Origin of the sequence: Paraburkholderia ferrariae NBRC 106233, assembly GCF_000685035.1 — a bacterium.
Lineage (GTDB): Bacteria > Pseudomonadota > Gammaproteobacteria > Burkholderiales > Burkholderiaceae > Paraburkholderia > Paraburkholderia ferrariae.
Window position 1 is genome coordinate 101,531 of the sequence record NZ_BAYB01000004.1, and the last position, 18,841, is coordinate 120,371.

Sequence of the window (18,841 nt, forward strand, 5' to 3'; positions counted from 1 at the left end):
CGAGGCGGGGGTCGTGCCCCTCGCGTGTAACGGTGCCGCGCCGTGCGACGAGAGGTGGATTACTTGCCGACGACGGTCGCCGACTCGATCACGATTGCCTTTTGCGGCACGTCGGACATCGGGCCGCGCGTGGTGGTGGGCGCCGCTTCGATCTTCTTCACGACGTCCATGCCCTGCACGACCTTGCCGAACACCGCATAGCCGTTGCCGTCCGGATTCGGGTAGTCGAGGCCGGCGTTATCCACGGTATTGATGAAGAACTGCGCCGTTGCCGAATCGGGGTCGCTCGTGCGCGCCATCGCGATCGTGCCGGTCGCGTTCTTCAGGCCGTTCCTGCTTTCGAGCGGGATCGGCGCGCGCGTGGGCTTTTCGACGAAGCTCGTGGTGTAGCCGCCGCCCTGGATCATGAAGCCGCGAATCACGCGGTGGAAGATCGTGCCGCTGTACTGGCCGGACTTCACGTACTGGAGGAAGTTGTCCACGGTCTTCGGCGCCTTCTCGGGATAGAGTTCGACGCGAATGTCGCCTTCACTGGTCTTGAAGAGCACCTGCGGATGCGCGGCCTGCGACGGGGAGGCCGATTGCGCAAAGGCGGGCGCGTTCGCGATCAGGGCGGCGCTGCCGAGCGCCAACATCAACCATTTCATGAGTATCCTCGGAAAAGCGAAAACAAGCGGGGAAACGTCGTGCGCCGCGCGGACCGCGCGCGGCGCGGCTTACTGCGACGGCGCCACGAAGGGCGGCATCGCGAGCGACCCGGACGGGCCGCCGAACTGGAACGCGGGACTGCTGATCACGGGCGAGGTGCTCGTGGCCGCGCCCGCGTCGCTTGCCGCCTCGGCCTGCGCGGCGCGCTTCTTTGCCGAGGGCGGCGGCGAGACGATCTTCTGGAGGTCGGCAAGGCGCTGCGGCGTGGTGCCGCTTGCGTGGCCGAGCGCGGTCGCGCGCCGATACGACGCATCGGCCATGCGCAGATACAGGTCGCCGAGATTTTCCCACGCGAGACCGTAGGACGGGTTCGCCTTCACCGCCGCTTCCAGCGCGGCGCGGGCGTCGTCGTAACGGCCTTCCTTCGCGTAGAGCGCGGCGAGGTTGTTGTACGGCTCGGGCAGTTCGGGGTAGGCCTCGGTGAGTTCGGTGAACGCCTCGATCGCGTCCTGGTCGCGGTTCAGGCGCGCAAGGATCGTGGCGCGCTTGAACTTTGCCTGCACGTCGCGCGGGTTCGACTTGATGCGCGCATCGAGCGCGTCGAGCGCGCTCGCCCAGTTGTGCTGCGCGATGGCGGTGTCCGCCCCGGGCGTTCCGTCCGTCGTCGCGGGGGGCAGCGCGAACGCGGCGCGCGCGCCGCCGAAAAGGAGCGCAACGCTTGCGAGCGCCGCTGCAGCAAGGGTCGCAGCGCGCGGCGTGCGGCCGCTGGATGGTTTCATAGGGTGAGGTCGCGGTGTTATACTCCGAGCCATTCTAACAAAAGGTCTGTGCGTTTTCGCCGCGTGCTTGATCCGGCACGGTCCTGCGGGTTTCCGCAGGTTTCTCCAGAGTCCGGGCACGCCGTGTGAAATGTCAGGCTGTCTTCGCCACTCGTGGCCGTCTCCGCCTCTATCGCAGCCTGAGTGCCCGCGGTGCGACACACCGCCCGGCCGCGATCGGCGCCGTCGCGGATTTTCTTCGGCCCACGTATCCTCCGTCTTTATGGAAGCACTGCGCATCTACAACACGCTCGCGCGTGACAAGCAAGTTTTCGTGCCGCTCAAGCCCGGTGTCGTGCGCATGTACGTCTGCGGCATGACCGTGTACGACTACTGTCACGTGGGCCACGCGCGTGTGATGGTGGTGTTCGACGTCGTGCAGCGCTGGCTGCGCACGCTCGGCTACGACGTGACCTACGTGCGCAACATCACCGACATCGACGACAAGATCATCCGTCGCGCCGTGGAGAACGGCGAGACCATCAAGGCGCTCACCGACCGCTTCATCGACGCGCTGCACGAAGACGCGGACGCGCTCGGCATCGCGCGCCCCGACCACGAGCCGCGCGCGACGCAGTACATCCCGCAGATGCTCGACATGATCGGCGCGCTCGAGCGCAACGGCTATGCGTACCAGGGCTCGGATGGCGACGTGAACTACGCCGTGCGCAAGTTCGCGAACTATGGCGCGCTCTCGGGCAAGTCGATCGAAGACCTGCGCGCGGGCGAACGTGTGGCGGCGAACGATGCCAAGCAGGATCCGCTTGACTTCGTCCTGTGGAAACAGGCAAAACCGGAAGAGCCTGCGGACACGAGCTGGGATTCGGCATACGGGCGCGGCCGGCCCGGCTGGCACATCGAATGCTCGGCCATGGGCTGCACGTTGCTCGGCGAACATTTCGACATTCACGGCGGTGGCCAGGACCTGCAGTTTCCGCACCACGAGAACGAAATTGCGCAGAGCGAAGGGGCGACGGGCGAGAAGTTCGTCAACTACTGGATGCACAACGGTTTCGTGAATATCGATAACGAGAAGATGTCGAAGTCGCTCGGCAACTTCTTCACGATCCGCGAAGTGCTTGCGAAGTACGACGCCGAAGTGGTGCGCTTTTTTATGGCGCGCGCACACTATCGTTCGCCGCTAAATTACAGCGACGTGCATCTCGACGATGCGCGCAACGCGCTCACGCGTCTTTACACGGCGCTCAAGGACGTGACGCCCGATGCGGGCGAGCTCGACTGGAGCGAGCCGTATGCGCAGCGTTTTCGCGCGGCGATGAACGACGACTTCAACACGCCGGTGGCGATTGCCGTGCTGTTCGAACTCGCCACCGAGGTGAACCGCACGCGCGACGCCGTGCTCGCGCGCCAGCTGCAGCGTCTTGCGCGCGTGATCGGCCTGCTCGTGCGCGAGCCGCGCGTGTTCCTGCAGCAGGGGGCGGGTGCAGACGAGGCCGGGGCGCTCGACGTTGGCGCGGTCGAAGCGAAGATCGCCGCGCGTCTTGCCGCCAAGCAGGCGAAGCAGTATGCGGAGGCGGACCGGATCCGGGCCGAGCTGCTCGAAGCCGGTGTTGCGCTCGAAGACAAACCGGGCGGATTGACGGAGTGGCGCCGCGTCTGAGCGGCTGATTCCAACCACTAATCGATTCGCGAGGCAGGAGGCAGGATGGCAATGGCCACGAAGACGCAGGCCAGGCGGTCTGCGTCGCTAACGGGCGCGGCAGCGGGCAGGCGCACGGCGCGCGGCACGGCTGCGGCGCAGGTTGCGAATGCGGCAAAAACGGCAAAGAGCGGGCTCGACGGCAAGACGGCGCCGGGCGAGCGCACTGCCGCGAAACTGGCGAAAAGCGCGACGAAGGGCGTGGCGAAAAGCGACGCGAAGACCAATGGCGCAGCGCGGCCCGCACCGAAAGCGGCAAGCGCGAAATCGGCACGCACGAAGGCCAATGGCGTGCACGTCGCGCTCGATGCCGAAGCGCTGCATGCCGTGCCCGCAGTGCAGCCCGACGGCGCGGCCACGCTCGATGCGGCGGAGCGTGCCGCGGCATCGTCCGGCGCGCTCGAACTCGAACTCGAAGTGCAGCGCCCCGATTACTGGGAGCGTGCCTGCGCCGATCTCGTCAAGCGCGACCGCATCCTCAAGAAACTGATTCCGAAGTTCGGCCCCGTGCATCTGTTGAGCCGCGACGATCCGTTCGTCACGCTCGCGCGCTCGGTGGTCGGCCAGCAGGTTTCCACGGCCGCGGCCCAGGCGCTCTGGCGGCGCGTGGAAGATGCGTGTCCGAAGCTCGTGCCGCAACAGTTCCTCAAGCTCGGCCACGAAAAGCTCGCCGCGTGCGGGCTCTCGAAGCGCAAGACGGAGTACATCCTCGATCTCGCGCAGCACTTCGTTTCGGGTGCGCTGCACGTGGGCAAATGGACCTCGATGGACGACGAAGCCGTGATCGCGGAGCTCACGCAGATCCGCGGCATCGGCCGCTGGACCGCGGAGATGTTCCTGATCTTCAACCTCGCGCGCCCGAACGTGCTGCCGCTCGACGACCTCGGCCTCATCCGCGCAATCAGCGTCAACTATTTCAGCGGCGAGCCGGTCACGCGCAGCGAGGCGCGCGAAGTGGCCGCCAACTGGGAGCCGTGGCGCACCGTCGCAACCTGGTACATGTGGCGCAGCCTCGAGCCCGCCTGAGCGGCGCGGGCGGGTTTCGCCGCGGCTTGCCGTGACCCGTCGCGATCCGTCGCGGGCCGCCGGGCGGGCGCCGTGCTGATTTTGCCCCTAATTTGAACCTCCCGGAGTCGCCCGAGGCTTTGGCTATCGACTGTGCTTGACCGATAGATCAGAGGCGATTTCGACGCTGCCAGTCGCGGTTAGAATACGCGCTGCCGGTAAGTGCAAGGATTCCACCACATGAAAACCACGTTTCTGGATTTCGAACAGCCGATCGCTGAACTCGAAGCGAAAATCGAAGAACTGCGCTTTGTTCAGGACGATTCGGCCGTCGATATTTCGGAAGAGATCGACCGGCTCTCGAAGAAGAGCCAGCAGCTCACGAAGGACCTCTACGCGAATCTGAGCCCGTGGCAGGTCTCGCAGATCGCGCGCCATCCGCAGCGCCCGTACACGCTCGACTACGTGCACGAACTCTTCACCGACTTTCACGAACTGCATGGCGACCGCTCGTATGCGGACGATCTGTCGATCGTGGGCGGCCTCGCGCGCTTTAACGGCCAGGCCTGCATGGTGCTCGGCCAGCAAAAGGGCCGCGACACGAAAGAGCGCGCCGCGCGCAACTTCGGCATGCCGCGCCCCGAAGGCTATCGCAAGGCCGAGCGCCTGATGCGTCTTGCCGAGAAGTTCGGCCTGCCGATCTTCTCGTTCGTCGACACGCCGGGCGCGTACCCCGGCATCGGCGCGGAAGAACGCGGCCAGTCGGAGGCGATCGGCCATAATCTCTATGTGATGGCCGAGCTCAAGACGCCGATCATCACGACGGTGATCGGCGAAGGCGGTTCGGGCGGCGCGCTTGCGATCGCCGTGGCCGACACGGTGCTGATGCTGCAGTTCTCCACCTACTCGGTGATCTCGCCGGAAGGCTGCGCGGCGATCCTGTGGAAGAGCGGCGCGAAGGCGCCGGAAGCCGCGGAAGCGCTCGGCCTGACCGCGCATCGCCTGAAGGCGCTGGGCCTCATCGACAAGATCGTCAACGAGCCGCTTGGCGGCGCGCATCGCGATCCGAAGGGCATGGCCGCGCTGCTGCGCCGTGCGCTTTCCGACTCGCTGCGCCAGTTCCAGGGCATGAGCATTGCCGACCTGAAGGAGCGCCGCTTCGAGCGCCTGATGGCCTACGGCAAATTCAAGGAAACGACGCCGGGCGCGTAACGCCTCGCGTCTGACCGAGGGGCGCGCGAGCGCCTTCCCCTCAGTGAACGCCCATTCCGATTCCGACGCCGAGCGCATCGTTCTCGATGCGCTCGGCGTCGTGCTTTCCACGCTGCCCGACGACAGCCGCATTGCGATTGCCTATAGCGGCGGCCTCGACTCGTCCGTGCTGCTCGATGCGGCCGTGCGGGCGGCCGGCGCGTCGCGCTGCGTGGCGCTGCACGTGCATCACGGCCTGAGCCCGAATGCCGATGCCTGGCTCCTGCATTGCGCGGCGACGGCGCGCGCGCTGGGCGTGCGCTTCGACGCGCAGCGCGTGCAGGTCGCGCCGGCTGCGGCCGCTGCCGCTGGCGTGGAGGCGGCGGCGCGCGACGCGCGCTATCTTGCGCTCGAAACGATGTGTGCCACTCACGGCGCGCAGTCGCTGTGGCTCGCGCAGCATGCCGACGATCAGGCCGAGACGGTGCTGCTGCAGTTGCTGCGCGGCGCGGGTCTCGCGGGGCTGGCGGCGATGGCGCCGGCGCGCGCGCCGGCAGCAGGCGTGCCGCGCGTGCGGCCGCTGCTCGCCTTGTTGCGCGCGCAACTGGAGCAGTACGCGAGTGCGCACGACGTGCGCTGGATCGAAGACGAATCCAATGCCGATACGCGCTACGCCCGCAACGCGCTGCGCCACGACGTGATGCCTGCACTGAGCGCGCATTTCCCCGGCTTTCGCGACACGCTCGCGCGCACGGCGGTGCACGCGGCTTCGGCGCAGCGCTTGCTCGACGCGCTTGCGCAGATCGACATCGCGCCGATCGCGACCGGCGCCGACGGCAAGTCGCTTGCGCACGAACCCCTGCTCGCGCTCGACGACGAACGGGCGCTCAACGTGCTGCGCTACTGGATGCGCACGCTCGGCCTGCCGGCGGCTTCGAGCGCACGCATGGCCGACGCGTTGCGCCAGTTGCGCGAAATCGCGCGAAGAGAGTCTGCGAACGCGGGCGACCATGCGCTGCGTGTCGATCATGCGGGGTGGCGCCTGCGTTGTTATCGCGGCGCGATTTTCTGGGAGAAGGTGCGCGAGACCGAAGCGCCGCGCGCGGCGCGCCCGCCGGTCGAACTGCTCTGGCGCGGCGAGGAAGTCTGGCGTCTGCCGGGCTGGCGCGGCTCCTTTGTCTTCGCCCATGCCGATGGAGGCGACCCCGACGCGGTGCCCGAAGCGCTGCTGACCCGCGCGCCGCTCGTGGCGCGCGAACGCAGCGGGGGAGAGCGCGTGCGGGATGCCGGAGCGAGCGTGAGCCGCACGCTCAAGCACGTGTTCCAGGCGCACGGCATTCCCGTATGGGAGCGCGACGTGCCGCTTCTCTACAGCGGCGAGACGCTGCTGTTCGTTCCGCACGTCGGTGTGAATCGCGCGGCGTTTCCCGATTGGGACGATGCCCCTGGCGGGCACTGGCGCCGCATTGAATGGCGCGAGGATTTGCTGATCGCCTGAGGGTGCGAATGTTCGAGCCCGATTTTCTTGAGGATATCGGGCGTAAATGCGCAATAAGGGTTCAATCGATAAGCCCATTTCGCGCAAATCCTTGCTGCACAAGCCTTTTTGGCCCGCGCTCGCCCAATTTCGGCTTGTAATTTTGGCCCCGATCGGGTAGGGTATTTCGTTTGCCCAGCCCGTTTCTTCGCATTCACGGTGCCGCCAAAAGCAGCGCCGATGTGGCGTGCGCGTTGGTTTCGAATGCCGCGTCTTAAGTGTCCCAAGCATCCTGCGCATCTTAAGCAGGCGGTATCCGGCAACGCCCAGCCATAGTCACGCAACAGCCAAGCCACAGCGCGGCGTTTCCTTCGGCTCTCGAGCGTCTCTCAAAGACCTCTTGAAGTTTCGCAAGGATCGGTTGCAGGAATGTCGTCGCGGGGCGAGTGAAGTGTCGCGTCGCGCGCGTACCTGAGCGCAGCTGGCCGCACCTTCACCGGCGGGCAAATCCGCGCGTGCTGCACGCGCTAAAGCGTTGTTGCCGCCGTGGCATCGCGTCCTCGGGCGGCGCCGTTTTCAGTGCGCCAGCGCGGTAACATCTCCAGTTCAGAACGACAATGGCACTCATCGTACACAAATACGGCGGCACCTCGATGGGCTCGGTCGAGCGCATCAAGAACGTTGCCAAACGCGTTGCCAAATGGCACAAGGCGGGCCACAAGATGGTCGTCGTGCCCTCGGCGATGTCCGGCGAAACCAACCGTCTGCTCGGTCTCGCGAAAGAGCTTTCGCCCCAGCCGAACCCGCGCGAACTCGACATGATTGCCTCGACCGGCGAACAGGTCAGCGTCGGCCTCCTGTCGATCGCGCTGCAGGAAGCCGGCGTCGATGCGATCAGCTACACCGGCTGGCAGGTCCCGGTCAAAACCGATAGCTCCTTCACCAAGGCGCGCATCAACGAGATCGACGGCGAGCGCGTGCTGGCCGATCTCGACGCGGGCAAGGTGGTCGTGATCACGGGCTTCCAGGGCATCGACCCCGAAGGCCACATCACGACGCTCGGCCGCGGCGGCTCGGACACCTCGGCGGTCGCGGTGGCCGCCGCGCTGAAGGCCGACGAATGCCTCATCTATACCGACGTGGACGGCGTCTACACGACCGACCCGCGCGTGGTGGACGACGCGCGCCGGCTCGACCGCATTACCTTCGAAGAGATGCTGGAAATGGCCAGCCTCGGCTCGAAGGTGCTGCAGATCCGCTCGGTGGAATTCGCGGGCAAGTATCAGGTGAAGACGCGTGTGCTCTCCAGCCTGACCGACCCGATGATGGACCTCGCCGAAGAAATGAAGTCGGGCACCCTGATTACTTTTGAAGAAGACGACACCATGGAAAAAGCAGTCATTTCGGGTATCGCGTTCCAGCGCGACGAGGCCCGCATCGCCGTGATGGGCGTGCCCGACAAGCCGGGTATCGCGTATCAGATCCTCGGCCCGGTGGCGGACGCGAACATCGATGTCGACATGATCATCCAGAACCAGAGCGTGGCCGGCAAGACCGACTTCACGTTCACGGTGCCGCGCGGCGACTACCAGCGCGCCATGGATGTGCTCAACAACCAGGTGAAGGGCCACGTGAGCGCCGAACAGGTGCTGGGCGACCCGAAGGTGTCGAAGGTTTCCGTGGTGGGCGTGGGCATGCGTTCGCACGTGGGCGTGGCGAGCAAGATGTTCCGCACGCTCTCGGAAGAGGGCATCAACATCCAGATGATCTCGACCTCGGAAATCAAGATCTCGGTGCTGATCGACGAGAAGTACATGGAGCTCGCCGTGCGCGCGTTGCATAAGGCGTTCGATCTCGAACACGCCTGAAGCGTGACGCGCGCGTGACAGGTTTTACCGGTTTTGGGGCGCAGTGCGCAGCGGTTATGGCGCACTTGCAGAAAAGACTGCAAAAAATGCGTCTCAAAAATTGACCGGAACGCGCTAACCCGCTATTATCTTGGCTTCGTCGCGCTGCCTCCCTGGTGCGAGCGAAATTTTCGGGAGACGTGGCCGAGAGGTCGAAGGCACTCCCCTGCTAAGGGAGCATCTGGGCCAAAACCTGGATCGAGGGTTCGAATCCCTCCGTCTCCGCCAGGAGCACCCCCCGGGGCATTCCACAATGTCCCGGACCAGACCCCGGAAGGCTGCCACATGGGCCTTCCGGGGTTTTTTCTTGTGCCGGACCTTCCCGCTCCATACCTCCCGATTGCAACCAGAAGTATGGGTAGTAGTATGGGTACAGAGGAGGTCGCCATGAGCACAAACCCGCGTTCCATCCACCGTCTTTCGGCGCTCGGCGTCGCGCGCCTGAAGAAGCCAGGCCACTACTGCGACGGTGGTGGTCTGTACCTTCAGGTATCGGTGGCGCGTACGCGCTCATGGGTCTACCGCTTCCGGCGCGAGGGACGGTTGCGCGAGATGGGCCTGGGCCCACTGCATGTCATCTCGCTTGCCGACGCACGCGAACTCGCCGCGCGCTGTCGCAGGATGCTGTTTGAGGGCGTCGATCCGATCGAGGCCCGCCGTGCCGAGCGGGCGCAGCAGCTCGCGACCGCAGCGCGCAGCCGGACATTTGATGAATGCACCAAGGCATTTATCAAGGCAAACCGTGCAGGGTGGAAGAACGAAAAGCATGTCGCGCAGTGGGAGAACACGCTGGCCACCTATGCGTCACCTATCATTGGATCGCTTCCCGCACGGGACATCGAAACGGCGCTCATCGTGAGCGTGCTCGAGCCGATCTGGCGGACGAAGCCCGAGACGGCCAGTCGTGTGCGCGGAAGAATTGAGTCGGTGCTCGACTGGGCCACTGTGCACTGCTACCGCGAAGGGGAGAACCCCGCACGGTGGAAAGGTCACCTCGACAAGATCCTGCCTGCACGCACAAAAGTACGGAAGGTCCAGCACCATGCCGCTTTGCCGTACAAGGAATCGGCAGCCTTCATGAAGGCACTGCGGACGCAGGACGGGCTCGCTGCACGGGCGCTCGAACTGCTCATCCTGACCGCAGCCAGGACAAACGAGGTCATTGGTGCGGTCCGCGATGAATTCGATCTGGATGCGGCTACATGGACGGTGCCGGCAGATCGGATGAAGGCCGAACGGGCACACCGGATTCCGCTGTCTGGTTGCGCGCTTGCACTGGTGCGCAGGCTGCTTGAAGAGGCGGACGGTGACCTGGTGTTTCCGGGCGCGAAGAAGGGCAGGCCGCTGTCGAACATGGCCATGCTCACGGTTCTGCGCCGGATGAAACGCACGGGCCTCACCGTGCATGGTTTTCGCTCGACATTCCGTGACTGGGCGGCGGAATGCACGACCTATCCCAACGAGATGGCGGAGATGGCGTTGGCGCACACCGTGGACGACAAGGTTGAGGCCGCCTATCGCCGCGGCGACATGTTCCAGCGGCGCAGACAGATGATGGACGACTGGGCGGCTTTCTGTGCGGTGAAGGGGTAGCTGAATTGGGACTCCGCTCGAATGCCAGCGCAGGGCTGACTCCACGCCGGATGTGACGGGCGGTGTCGGTGATTCACGGTCGCGTGGCTCTGGTCGTGTCGGAGCTGCTCCTCCGAAATAGTGAGGTTTTTTCCGGGAGCCGAATGCTGGGGCAAGAATCGACCGGTGGTTGCTGGCGGGTGGGAACTGCAGGGTAACCACGGGACGTTCGCGACCGTGGGCCAGCCTGCACCGTAGCAATGTTTCTCCTGACCGTATGTTTGATGTGATTACGGCAGCACGCTAGTCTGGGGCTGTCCGGCGGCACCCGGACATCGTCAGGAGGACCAGCGTGATGAACGACGAGCATATTGGCGGCCACGAAAGCGCGAAGTCGCGCCTTATTCGCCTCCCTGAAGTGCGCATGCGAGTGAGCCTGGGGGCGAGCACAGTCTACCGGTATCTGGCAGCAGGCAAGTTTCCAAGGCCAGTCGAGATTGGCGGCGGAAGGGTAGCGTGGTATGAAAGCGAGATTGACGCATGGATCGCAAGCCGCAAGGTGGCGGGCACCCGTGTGTCAAGATGATCCGTCCGACGCACGCTCGCTACGTCATGGCAGGCTTCATGCTCTGTCGAGTCGGGCGGTGGGCGTGGGCTGACTCCGGCCCGAACATGCGGTAGGGCACAGCCGTGGATGGTCCATGCAGCCCCGAGGCCGGGTTGTTACCGCAGGCGCGGCCCGACGGCCTCATGAGCTATTCGACGATTATATATTCGTTTGGAATCCGTATTGTCCTGACTGCCCCGGCGTCGGGGAATGATATGACTCTGTTCTTGCCGAATCCGTTAAACAGCACGACAGTGCCGTCAAACCTCGTGTAGTCAGCGAGACTCGCGTGCTCCGCGGGCACCAGGTTTTTCGGCAACATCAGTGCGTACGGCGACTTGACGTAGATCGTGGGGTGCTCGATCCGTATCTTGCCGAAGCGCATGGCTGCGTCCAGAAGCTGGCCGGATACATGACCCAGAAGAAGCGGCATGACGACAATGGCAGCGAGGCTGAACCACTGGCTGCGCCGCAGATGCTCGGGGTTGCCGAGCTTCGAGAGCTTGTCCTTCTCTTCTGTATGCAGGATGGCGTTCTGGACGGAGTGGATGGCACGCAGCTTCTTTCCTGAAGAGTGGAAGATGGAATAAAAAAAATACAGCGCGATCGACAGCAGCGGAAGGTTCCAGTATGCAGTCTGTTCCTGTTTTCCGAAGGCGAGGATCAGGATGACGGCCAAGATCGCGAACAGAAGGGTGATCCAGTCAAAGGGCGCCAATTCATGCGCGGGAGGCCTTTTTCGTTTGCTGAATCGATTCAGGGTTTTAATGAATGCATTAAACGGTATGCGTACTAATGGCGAAAAGAATATACCCAACGAGACGAGGCAGGCTACAAAGAAGGCGTAGACGATGCCAAAGCAACCCGCTGCCATGAGAAATAGCGCACCGTCTCCAATGGACAGATCCTGCGGAAAGTAGCCGATTTTCAGTGAGTACGCGACGATGCAAATACCACCAGTAAAAATACCAAGCTTGGTGAGGGTAGTTGCAGTCCTGGCCATACTGTCAAGGCCGGTGGGAAAAGCGAACTCAGGTATTTTCATTTTCTGGTCTGGTCCTTGTCAGGCAGATTTGTAACTGCTTTTTCGGCAGGCCCAGGGAATAGCTTTAGCGAATTCAGCAAGGCGTGTGGGGATTACTCACAATGCATAGTCGGTCGCTGCGCTGGTAGTCACTTGCCCTGATCGACCTGTTTACCGGATACGCGCTGGGTGCGGCGTGGATTGTGCTGGGATTCTTATGGATTTCGGGCAGGATCGGTTGGTGCAGGTCTGTCTCGAGCTCGGATTTGCGAATGGCAGTCGCTGCTGTTTGCGAGTTGTGGTCGCAGGCGTCGCCGTGGGAATTACGAGGCCGGAGAATTATCGGACCCCGGTGTCGGGGTGCGCAAAGGAGCGACGGGTCGCCGGATCTTGAGAGCATCGGGCAGCCTCAGATAAGGCGGACCCTGCCGTTTTTCGCAGTTGATATTTCGTCTGAGAAAACCGAAAAAAGATACGTGGGTGGAGCCCGATAACTCCGTCACGGATGTCCATCATGATTGACCCGTGGCCGGAGAAGCCAGGCCTTTTCCCATTCGCACGGGATAGAGAAAAGGGGTAGCGGCAACCTCATAGGCATGTGCATTTGAGACAAGGAATATCATGAAAGAGGTCGATGCATGGACAGTCGCTGCGATGGAGAGCGCCCCACCGATTTCGTCTGCAAACGCTGCTCCCGATCAGCGTTTGCGGCGGGCCGAAGCAGAGGTCCATCGGCTAACCCGATGCATGGCGATGAAGGACCAGCAACTTTGCGAGTTGCGCAGAGCACTTGCGCATTCGGCGACTGTTCATTATTCATTCGAAGATCGCCTGCAGCGTGAACTCGAGTCGCTGCGGATCGCGATGCTTGTGGACAATCCATTGGACGAACGGGATGAAGCCGGTGGTGGCTCTACGGCGGAGGGCATCGTCGTCAGACTGCCCTACATGACTTCGATACTGTCGGTCCTGTTCGACGCAATGCATACGTTCTGGGCGGAATGCGATCACGATCATTTCCCGAAGTCTGCGACCGTCGCGCGCGCGATCGACGAGCGCCTGGGCCTGAGCTCACAGGCGAATGGAGAGGCCTCGCGTAGCGCCCAAGCCTACGCGTCGGCGATCAGACCGGACTGGATCAAGGAGGGCGATAACCGGCACCATTGCCGCCCTGCAGGGATGCGCTAATGTTAGACGCCAGTCGTCCGGATTGTCGCCTGCGCGCGCATTGTTTCGCTACCGCTTGCTGTGAGAGGTTCATCGCCATTGGTGTACGGAGAATGCGCACCCGCGTCGGTGCGACGCGAATCAAACGACAAACCGGTGTGAGGAGATGAAAGCTGGCCGAAACGGGTGATAGAGTCCAGGAGCGTGACAGGATCGCACCGGAGTTTGTGGAACGTGGCAGCTTCCACATCGATTGAGCACGCAACGATATCGACGGTGCTCGGGGCCGTGCGAGCGCCGATATCCCGCAGATCGAGTCCGAAGCGCCGGTACAGACGTGCAACGGGGCGCGAGACCACGCCAATCAGGCGCTTGGCGTCGAACGAGCGGGCAAGCGCCATCGCGTATGGGAGCAACGACATGCCCGAGTTTAAGCCGGTTCGAGGGTCTGCCAGTCCTGACGCAGCAAATCGCGACAGCTCCCAGATCGAAGGTGACGAAATCAGCGAGCCAGGGCCAGTAAGTTCCGGAAACACGTCGCGGAGCAGATAGCGCCCCGTAGTCGGCATGAGCCGCGCGCAACCGCAAACCTCTTCGTCTGCGGACAGTGCGACCAGGTGTACGGTACTGCCTCCGTCGAATTCATCCCATTCGCTCGTCGCATCGTGGGACACGCCGGGTATTTCCCAGTGCAGACGCTGGACAAAGACCTTGTGGCGGAAGGCTCCGAGATGGTGACGGATATCCGATGGCAGGTCATCAAGCCTGCCGGCAAGGATGTGTGACATGGGCTTCTCCTGATGTTAGCCGTTGATGCGACGCTATCAGCGTGTATGTGGCCCAGAAACTCGGAGCTTTGGGAGGGTGTCGACAAGTACGTGCGAGCGTGCACGAACGCACGCCGGATATACGGCGACGGGCTGAACGTGCGCTGGAATTGCAGGACAGACAGATTCAGGGTTTTATGATGCCCAGTACGGTCGCGTGGACTGCAGCGGCCGTCCTGCTGCGGATGTTGAGAGCCTCCATCGCCAGGTCGATGTGGTAGTCAACGGTATAGCGCGAGCGCCCGAGGATTTCGCCAATCTCGGCCGAGGTTTTCCCCCGGGCGACCCAGGTGAGGCATTCGAGCTGACGTGGTGTAAGCAGGTGTGCCGCTCTTCTTGAAGGTATCTGCGCAAGGCGATGCAGTTCGAAGTGAAACTGCGCGCTGATCAGGTATGCCAGCCGGGAGTTGATTGCGTCGTTGACGGAATGCGGAGGGCCGGACAGGTTGAACAGAAGAATGCTGCCATCCGACTGGTGGAGCGGGATACTGAGTCCCGCGGGTAGCCCGGCCTCTCTCGCTTCGTCGAGCAGACGAAGCTCGGCCTTGTTCAACCCGGCGATGTCGTGCCACCGGTAGGGCACCGACTGGAAAAACGCGGCCCGATGAACGGGGTCGGTAGACGCATAGTCCCGACGCTGGTAGTGCCGCACCCACTCCTGCGGATAGTGTGAGCCGATCATCTCGAGCACCGTTCGCCGGTTGCTTGTCGAACGGCTCCGTGTAACGCGGCTGATCACGTAATTCGGGAAGCCGAGTTTCCCAGCCACATTGCCGAAAGATTCGACGAGGGAAGGAATGTCGGTGGCACGTGCGAGACGCACGACCGGCGCCGGCGCGCCAGTTTGCAGACGATCGTATCTGGGTGAGGGCCTGTGCTGTCCCTTTTTTGAACGGCGTCGAGACACATGTTCCATGTTCGCTACCTTGGCGCTGTCCCACAGCGTCTGGAACGCCAGGGGTCACATGAGAACGCGGCCTGCGCGCAACGACGGTGCGGTTCATGCGACACGCGTTTCCGGCGGTCAGAGGCCAGTCAGAAGCCCGCATACGATTGCCGCAGATTACGGCACCAACAATGGCCAACTGGACGTGCATTCGTCCGGGCGCATTCAACTTTTATTATAGTCTGCAGATTGCCGCCGGATGGTTCATGCAAGCGATTGCGGCTAATTTCCGCGCGACTGGGGCAAGCGGACGAAGTGGGGCTGAGTTGGTCGGCTAATGGACCAGCAGCGCTGCTGCTGAAAACCCTCCGACGCCCCGTGCAAAGAGCAGGAGCGGCTTATCTGGCACCAGTCCATGACATTGGGCAAGATTGATGAACGCGTCGCTGACGGTGACGTGGCCAATACGGGCAAAATTCTCTGCGAAAAGCCGGTCCTGTGGGATCCGAAGTGAATCGAGCAGGCCGTGCCACGCAGGCAGATCGAGGTGGTGGGGCAGGATCTTCTGAATGTCGCCCGGTTTGAAATGTGTCAGCTGCACTGTGTCAGTGATCAGTCGTCGCGCCGTGAAGAAGTTCTGCGCCGCCAGGCGCGGCTGGTCATTTGCCAGTACCCCACGCCAACCTTGGCCGCTGGCGTGTGTCGCGATCGCGAGCAGGCGGTTAACGGCGGCGTCGCGCTCCACGAATGCAGCAAACGCACCGTCGCCCAGAATTCCTTCTGCTTTCATTAACCTCTCAGAGTCGAGCGGCATCACGTCGGCGCCGACAAGCAGGACCCGTTTCATGTGGGGCCGCGCAATGAACATCGCGCGAATCACGCGCAATGCGCCAAGTGCGGATGCACAGTGCTGCTGCGCGAACGAGAAAGCTTCCGCGTTCGTGAAGCCGAACCGGTCACAGAGCAGGCCGGGCAGCGACTGCGGTGGTGGCGCGATGCTGCCTTGGAGCGTGTGCACGTAGACGATGCAGTCGACTTCACGAGGTGAGATACTGGAGGCGAGCAGAAGACGCTGGATAGCGCTGGCCGCAAGTCCAATTGCGGTCTGTCCGTTCGCATTGCGGTAGTAACGCATCCCGGCCCGCTCCAGGTTCTGCACGGTGGCGGTCTTCTGCCGGGTTCGCTTTCCCCAGTCCCGGACGTCGTCGACACGCTGGGGAAGATGAAAGGCGACGTGCGGTATCCCGAGATCGGGGATCATGAGACGGACCGGACACCGTCCCGCCAATAGAGGGAGGGCGTTCCGCACAATTCCAGCAGAGCCGTGCCGATAAAGCCGCGGGTGCCGTAGCTCCATAGCAGCAGGCGGCGTCGCTGGCGACCGGTGGCACGGGTGAGCGCCTGCGCAAGTCTTACGATGGATTCGGCCGCGCCGAGATGAACGCAAACCGCATGCTCCACTCGGGCATCGGGTCGGTTGAGAAGCTCCCCTACTGCACGTGTGAGCGACGGAGTGCCCGGATGCCCAATGACCTCGTGAATATCCTCGTGACGGAGGTCGTGCCGGGCGAGCAGGAATTCGATCATCGAAACCAGGGCGAATCTGGGTGCATCGGGGATCCCAGATGCAAGGGTCCCGATGTCAACGGGAACCTGCCGGGTTACAGCATCGAGCAGTTGCAGGTTAGCTCCTGCCTGGTGGTTCCTTTCGATCAGCAGCGCACCTGCGGCATCACCGTGCACGATGCCGGGTCCGCACATTCTGGAAAACGGTGGACGCCACTTTTCCGCGGCGACAATGAGTATCGTGTGGATGTCCGGCTCGGCGATGAACAGGTCGGATGCGATCCGCAATGCTGTGAATGGCGATACACCGTGTTGCTGCGAGATCGAAAAAGGAAAGCATGGTGTACCGACTTCGGCACACAGGCGTCCGGCAATCGTGGTTGAAACGTGTTCATCAAGGCTGCTGTGACAGAACACTATGACCTCCACTGGTCGTGAGTGCGGCGGGCGTGCGTGACAGATCGCTTTTGTCACTTTTGCGGCGAGCCCTGACAGATCGGTAACGGTCTCAACCGGCACCTTGCAGTTCATCTCGGGCGTTACCAGACCCGCTAGGTGCACGGGGGGCGAACCGGCGTTCTCCACACCCGGCCATGCCTCCAGCCAGTGCCCGTAGTCGGGGTGCCAGGACCGCATCCAGGCGTCCCAGCCGGGATGCCCGGTCGCGCGCAGCGACGACTCTATTGCCGTCCATCGGGACAGGGGGAGGGCGTCTGGCACCCAGGCCGTCACTGCGGTGATGACGGGCGGCTTCATGCGCCACGCTGGGGTGAGCCGGTGTCGGCGGCGAGATCGGCCGGCAGCAGGTCATAGTGTACGCGTCCATACCGCGAGCCATGCATGACGTGGCAATCGCGCTGCAGCCCGACGAGGCGAAAGCCGATCCGCTCGAGCAGGTGTCGCGAGCGCACGTTGCACTCTACGGCCCACGCGGTGATGCAATGCAGCCGGTCGGCTTCGAACGCCTCGCGCAGCAGCCTGGTGGACGCGGTAAATGTCATGTCCCTGCAGGCTGGTCGGCGGCTGTCGCGCAGCACCCAAAATGAGCCGGTGCCGAATGCATGCGCCAGGTCGCTGGCGGCCACGAGGCCGCTTGCGGCCTCGTGGCCCGCGGGCCCAAACATGCGTATGCGGTGCCGACCGCCTTGGATCATGAACCGCACGGCCGGCACGGAAAGCGTTTGTCGGCCCTGCCCGAAATCGAACCACTGGTTGATGTGCTGTTCGGCGAGCCAGGCAGCAATGTCATTGACATCGTCCGAGTCGGGCTCCCGAAGCCAGCATGAACCGGATTCTCCGCCCGTCTGGTGGGATCCGTCAGTGCGATGTGCGGGTTCGGCAGCCGGGTCCTGGCTGCTCACGTCAACTCTCCCGCTGGTGGACGTCTGGCGCAGCGAGCGCGCCTAGTCCGGCTTCGAGCTTGATCAACAGCATCGCAAACCAGTGCATCGTCTGGAACCGTGCAGCGGGCGGCAGGCTTTCCACATAGCCATGACCGCCGCAAAGCTGCACAAGCTCGCGCGCAACGTCCAATGCCTCGGTGGCAATGTGGTGAGCCATGGACCGCACGGGCGCGATATCCGGCTGCGGATCGCGTGCTGCAATGGACCTGAGGAAAAGGTGAATGGTGTGCGCCGATATCAGCATGTCGGCGAGCCGTACGGCGACGAGCTGGTGCGCGGTAATTGGCTTGCGAAACGTCTGCCGGTAGGCGCTGTAGGCAAGGGCGAAGGTCACGCCCTGCTGGACGGCGCCCGACAGCAGCGCAGCAAAGTAGGTGGCTGCGTCGACAAGCCACTGCCGTACCAGATTGCCTTCTGCGGTCGCGCCGTTGGACACAACCCGCAGCGGCGTATCGCCTGCCGGCACAGTGGTGTATCGCTCGATGGAAAGCGGCCCTGGCAGGGCAACGGAGGAGCAACGCCCGGTGTCCCGCCTCTCGGTCAGCGTAGCGAGCACGAGCTGCGGACGTTCACCGTCCATCCGGACCATCATTGCCTGCGAGCATGCGTGCCGGCGCAACACCCAGAAACCCGAAGCGTCGACGTCAGGGATGCCCGGTGCGATCGACGTTGTGCCATCAAGGTAATGCTGGATATTATGATCGGGTAGCAGGTCGAGTGCACCGTATTTGCGCAGCGTCATCAGTGCGGCGCTGCTGAGTGTCAGTTCGGCGGCCCGTTCGAGCGGACCTGCTGCGAACTGCTCAATGACAAGTGCAAGGTCGTGCCGACTGATATCCATGCCGCCCCTCTGTTCCGGGAGGATCATGGTCGCGAGGTCGAGTGCCGCGGCAAGTCGGACCGTTTCGTCCCACCGGGCGGAGTCAGGCGCGCCACCCAGCAGTGGCTCGAGGCGGTCACGCGCGAACTGTCTTGCGGCCGTAACCAGCCCCTGCTGCCCGTCGTTGAGTGCCCAGGATCCGGGCGCGAGGTCTGTGACCACGGATTGACGGAATGGCATGACGTTTCTCCGGATGGTGAGGT

The 18,841-nt window shown here is 63.3% G+C and carries 17 protein-coding genes and 1 tRNA gene; 9 read left to right on the plus strand and 9 right to left on the minus strand.

Features of this window, described 5'->3' with window-relative positions; all coding sequences use genetic code 11:
- Positions 1-59: 59 nt before the first annotated feature.
- Entirely contained in the window at positions 60-647 is a 588-nt protein-coding gene (locus tag BFE01S_RS04010; protein WP_028224499.1) for a peptidylprolyl isomerase, read from the minus strand.
- A 69-nt stretch (positions 648-716) separates the two neighbouring features.
- The gene (locus BFE01S_RS04015; RefSeq protein ID WP_028224500.1) at positions 717-1,427 is read right to left on the minus strand and encodes a tetratricopeptide repeat protein; all 711 of its coding nucleotides are present in this window, start codon (positions 1,425-1,427) and stop codon (positions 717-719) included.
- Between the two features lie 262 nt (positions 1,428-1,689).
- Between BFE01S_RS04015 and cysS the strand changes: the two genes are divergently transcribed.
- The 8 genes from cysS to BFE01S_RS42520 all read left to right on the plus strand — a co-directional run bounded on the left by cysS (position 1,690) and on the right by BFE01S_RS42520 (position 10,864).
- Entirely contained in the window at positions 1,690-3,087 is a 1,398-nt protein-coding gene (gene cysS, locus BFE01S_RS04020) for a cysteine--tRNA ligase (protein ID WP_028224501.1), read from the plus strand.
- 45 nt (positions 3,088-3,132) lie between these two features.
- Positions 3,133-4,152 (plus strand): DNA-3-methyladenine glycosylase family protein, encoded by a 1,020-nt coding sequence (locus BFE01S_RS04025; protein ID WP_028224502.1) that lies wholly within the window; start codon positions 3,133-3,135, stop codon positions 4,150-4,152.
- Positions 4,153-4,371: 219 nt separating this feature from the next.
- A complete protein-coding gene (locus BFE01S_RS04030) occupies positions 4,372-5,343 on the plus strand; it encodes an acetyl-CoA carboxylase carboxyltransferase subunit alpha (RefSeq protein WP_028224503.1) in 972 nt (323 codons plus the stop codon).
- A 43-nt stretch (positions 5,344-5,386) separates the two neighbouring features.
- Positions 5,387-6,820, plus strand: a complete 1,434-nt coding sequence (tilS, locus tag BFE01S_RS04035) for a tRNA lysidine(34) synthetase TilS (protein ID WP_028224504.1) — start codon at positions 5,387-5,389, stop codon at positions 6,818-6,820.
- Positions 6,821-7,416: 596 nt separating this feature from the next.
- Positions 7,417-8,667 carry an aspartate kinase gene (locus BFE01S_RS04040; protein WP_028224505.1) on the plus strand — a complete coding sequence of 417 codons (1,251 nt, stop codon included), beginning with the start codon at positions 7,417-7,419 and terminating at the stop codon, positions 8,665-8,667.
- A gap of 173 nt (positions 8,668-8,840) precedes the next feature.
- Positions 8,841-8,934, plus strand: a tRNA-Ser gene (locus BFE01S_RS04045).
- A 159-nt stretch (positions 8,935-9,093) separates the two neighbouring features.
- Positions 9,094-10,299, plus strand: a complete 1,206-nt coding sequence (locus BFE01S_RS04050; RefSeq protein WP_028200460.1) for a tyrosine-type recombinase/integrase — start codon at positions 9,094-9,096, stop codon at positions 10,297-10,299.
- Between the two features lie 334 nt (positions 10,300-10,633).
- Positions 10,634-10,864: a helix-turn-helix transcriptional regulator gene (locus BFE01S_RS42520; protein ID WP_025496093.1), complete on the plus strand. Its 231-nt coding sequence runs from the start codon at positions 10,634-10,636 to the stop codon at positions 10,862-10,864.
- A gap of 169 nt (positions 10,865-11,033) precedes the next feature.
- Here BFE01S_RS42520 and BFE01S_RS04055 read toward each other — a convergent pair whose 3' ends face one another.
- Positions 11,034-11,930, minus strand: coding sequence for a hypothetical protein (locus tag BFE01S_RS04055; RefSeq protein WP_028200459.1), 897 nt, complete (start codon positions 11,928-11,930; stop codon positions 11,034-11,036).
- Between the two features lie 600 nt (positions 11,931-12,530).
- On the opposite strand from BFE01S_RS04055, the gene BFE01S_RS04060 reads away from it, so the two are divergent.
- Positions 12,531-13,097 carry a hypothetical protein gene (locus tag BFE01S_RS04060; protein ID WP_025496095.1) on the plus strand — a complete coding sequence of 189 codons (567 nt, stop codon included), beginning with the start codon at positions 12,531-12,533 and terminating at the stop codon, positions 13,095-13,097.
- 2 nt (positions 13,098-13,099) lie between these two features.
- Here BFE01S_RS04060 and BFE01S_RS37285 read toward each other — a convergent pair whose 3' ends face one another.
- The 6 genes from BFE01S_RS37285 to BFE01S_RS04090 all read right to left on the minus strand — a co-directional run bounded on the left by BFE01S_RS37285 (position 13,100) and on the right by BFE01S_RS04090 (position 18,818).
- Entirely contained in the window at positions 13,100-13,864 is a 765-nt protein-coding gene (locus BFE01S_RS37285) for an acyl-homoserine-lactone synthase (protein ID WP_081833266.1), read from the minus strand.
- 166 nt (positions 13,865-14,030) lie between these two features.
- On the minus strand, positions 14,031-14,726 hold the full coding sequence (locus BFE01S_RS04070) for an autoinducer binding domain-containing protein (protein ID WP_028200457.1): 696 nt from the start codon (positions 14,724-14,726) through the stop codon (positions 14,031-14,033).
- A gap of 397 nt (positions 14,727-15,123) precedes the next feature.
- Positions 15,124-16,050, minus strand: a complete 927-nt coding sequence (locus tag BFE01S_RS04075; RefSeq protein WP_028200456.1) for a 3-oxoacyl-[acyl-carrier-protein] synthase III C-terminal domain-containing protein — start codon at positions 16,048-16,050, stop codon at positions 15,124-15,126.
- Complete coding sequence (locus tag BFE01S_RS04080) at positions 16,047-17,111, minus strand: beta-ketoacyl-[acyl-carrier-protein] synthase family protein (RefSeq protein WP_028200455.1); 1,065 nt, start codon at positions 17,109-17,111, stop codon at positions 16,047-16,049. Before BFE01S_RS04080 ends, BFE01S_RS04075 begins: the two co-directional genes overlap by 4 nt.
- The gene (locus BFE01S_RS04085) at positions 17,108-17,716 is read right to left on the minus strand and encodes a GNAT family N-acetyltransferase (protein WP_028224506.1); all 609 of its coding nucleotides are present in this window, start codon (positions 17,714-17,716) and stop codon (positions 17,108-17,110) included. Before BFE01S_RS04085 ends, BFE01S_RS04080 begins: the two co-directional genes overlap by 4 nt.
- A 1-nt stretch (position 17,717) precedes the next feature.
- Positions 17,718-18,818 (minus strand): acyl-CoA dehydrogenase family protein, encoded by a 1,101-nt coding sequence (locus tag BFE01S_RS04090; RefSeq protein WP_028200453.1) that lies wholly within the window; start codon positions 18,816-18,818, stop codon positions 17,718-17,720.
- Positions 18,819-18,841 lie beyond the last annotated feature (23 nt).

Excerpts from the sequence above, each read along its gene's own strand:
- BFE01S_RS42520 (WP_025496093.1), top strand. The coding sequence starts at position 10,634 with ATGAACGACGAGCATATTGGCGGCCACGAAAGCGCGAAGTCGCGCCTT.
- BFE01S_RS04080 (WP_028200455.1), bottom strand. The coding sequence starts at position 17,111 with ATGAAGCCGCCCGTCATCACCGCAGTGACGGCCTGGGTGCCAGACGCC.
- BFE01S_RS04055 (WP_028200459.1), bottom strand. The coding sequence starts at position 11,930 with ATGAAAATACCTGAGTTCGCTTTTCCCACCGGCCTTGACAGTATGGCC.
- BFE01S_RS04015 (WP_028224500.1), bottom strand. The coding sequence starts at position 1,427 with ATGAAACCATCCAGCGGCCGCACGCCGCGCGCTGCGACCCTTGCTGCA.
- BFE01S_RS04040 (WP_028224505.1), top strand. The coding sequence starts at position 7,417 with ATGGCACTCATCGTACACAAATACGGCGGCACCTCGATGGGCTCGGTC.
- BFE01S_RS04010 (WP_028224499.1), bottom strand. The coding sequence starts at position 647 with ATGAAATGGTTGATGTTGGCGCTCGGCAGCGCCGCCCTGATCGCGAAC.
- BFE01S_RS04075 (WP_028200456.1), bottom strand. The coding sequence starts at position 16,050 with ATGATCCCCGATCTCGGGATACCGCACGTCGCCTTTCATCTTCCCCAG.
- cysS (WP_028224501.1), top strand. The coding sequence starts at position 1,690 with ATGGAAGCACTGCGCATCTACAACACGCTCGCGCGTGACAAGCAAGTT.
- BFE01S_RS04050 (WP_028200460.1), top strand. The coding sequence starts at position 9,094 with ATGAGCACAAACCCGCGTTCCATCCACCGTCTTTCGGCGCTCGGCGTC.
- BFE01S_RS04030 (WP_028224503.1), top strand. The coding sequence starts at position 4,372 with ATGAAAACCACGTTTCTGGATTTCGAACAGCCGATCGCTGAACTCGAA.
- BFE01S_RS04060 (WP_025496095.1), top strand. The coding sequence starts at position 12,531 with ATGAAAGAGGTCGATGCATGGACAGTCGCTGCGATGGAGAGCGCCCCA.
- BFE01S_RS04025 (WP_028224502.1), top strand. The coding sequence starts at position 3,133 with ATGGCAATGGCCACGAAGACGCAGGCCAGGCGGTCTGCGTCGCTAACG.
- BFE01S_RS37285 (WP_081833266.1), bottom strand. The coding sequence starts at position 13,864 with ATGTCACACATCCTTGCCGGCAGGCTTGATGACCTGCCATCGGATATC.
- BFE01S_RS04090 (WP_028200453.1), bottom strand. The coding sequence starts at position 18,818 with ATGCCATTCCGTCAATCCGTGGTCACAGACCTCGCGCCCGGATCCTGG.